At 49.6% G+C, this 1,479-nt stretch carries 1 protein-coding gene; it reads left to right on the forward strand.

Annotated elements, in window-relative coordinates:
• Positions 1-211: 211 nt before the first annotated feature.
• The coding region (locus QVO39_RS05950; RefSeq protein ID WP_288171839.1) for a leucine-rich repeat domain-containing protein at positions 212-1,479 on the forward strand (1,268 nt) is incomplete at its 3' end.

Here is a 1,479-nt window from a genome sequence, read left to right on the forward strand (position 1 = left end):
CGACTAGGGGCTATGATCCGTCTGACCTTCCACGAGGGGGAGGTCATTCATGATAAGATCTTTCTAATGCGTAACCCAGGATTGAAGCCGTATAATTACTTGGATAAGTAGGAGGAAAATAGTATCTTTGCACGCAGTGATGAGGGGGCTTCCCCAAATGAAGCAAACTCTCATCCCAAACGGTAATTATCCATTTAATAACTATAAACGTATGAATACTAAAAAACTTGCACCAATGATTCTTGCATCAGCCATCCTCTTAATCGGAGGACTTTCTTCTTGCAAGAACAGTGCACTTGATGCTCCTGTGGCACTTAACAGCAGCAACACCACTCTTGTGGCCAACGACGCTACTATTATCGGTTCTCTTGAGAGTGACCGTCTGGCACTTATTGACCTATACCAAGCCCTTGGTGGTGAGGAGTGGTTTAAGAGCAGTGGCTGGTTATCTGAGGCTCCAGTAGCAGAATGGGAAGGTGTCTCTGTAGCAGAGGTGGCAGGGCAACCACGTGTGGTGGCTCTCTACCTAGGAGCTAACAACCTTCAAGGCGAGCTTCCACAAAGCATCGGCAAGCTCACCGCCCTCAAAGCCCTCCACCTACAATATAATAGTGGGATCAAAGGGGAGATCACTGATGGCATCTACGACCTAAAGTCGCTCCGCTCATTGCGTCTTGGGTACACCTCGCTGACAGGTCTCCTTTCTGATAAGATTGGACAACTCTCACAGCTAGATACCCTCGACCTACGCACTAGCCCATACGAGCTTACTTGCACTTGGGACGGCAATATGGAGAGTGCCAAGGATCACAAGCCTAATAACTATCGACTTACTGGCGAGCTACCTAAGACCATTGGTGCCCTTAAGTCACTTACAGTGCTGGATCTCTCTCACCAAAACCTGAGTGGCGAGCTACCTAGCAGTGTCGGCGACCTTGCCAACCTCAAGTACCTAGCTCTCTATGGCTGTAACTTTAGTGGGGTACTTCCTGAGAGTCTTGGTTCGCTTGGTCAGCTCGAGTATCTATCACTTGGCGACAACCACTTTACTGGCAATATCCCTGCTAGCATCGGCCAACTCACCAGCCTTAAGGAGCTTTGGATGAGCAACAACCGCCTATCGGGAGAGATTCCAAGCTCACTTGGTCAGCTCGAGAATCTACTACAGCTAAGCCTGGAGCGCAATCAGCTTACTGGAGAAATTCCAACAAGCCTCACCAAGCTTCGCAATCTACACACTCTATACCTTGGCAGCAACCGACTATCGGGAACTATCCCTAGCGGGCTAGCAGGTGCAGAGCAACCAGAGCTTTTCTGGGTAGACCTTAGCAACAACAACCTTTCGGGTCAGCTCCCAGAGAGGGTGCAAAAGAAGGGTGGCGACTACACTATCTATGTAGTTTCGGGCAACCGCCTCACTGGCTCTGTGGCAGAGGCATACCTTGCCTTTCCAAAGACACTAAAGCACCTACTCCCTCA

Source organism: Porphyromonas sp. CAG:1061 (genome assembly GCF_000435035.1).
In the GTDB taxonomy this organism is placed as follows: Bacteria; Bacteroidota; Bacteroidia; order Bacteroidales; family Porphyromonadaceae; genus Porphyromonas_A; species Porphyromonas_A somerae.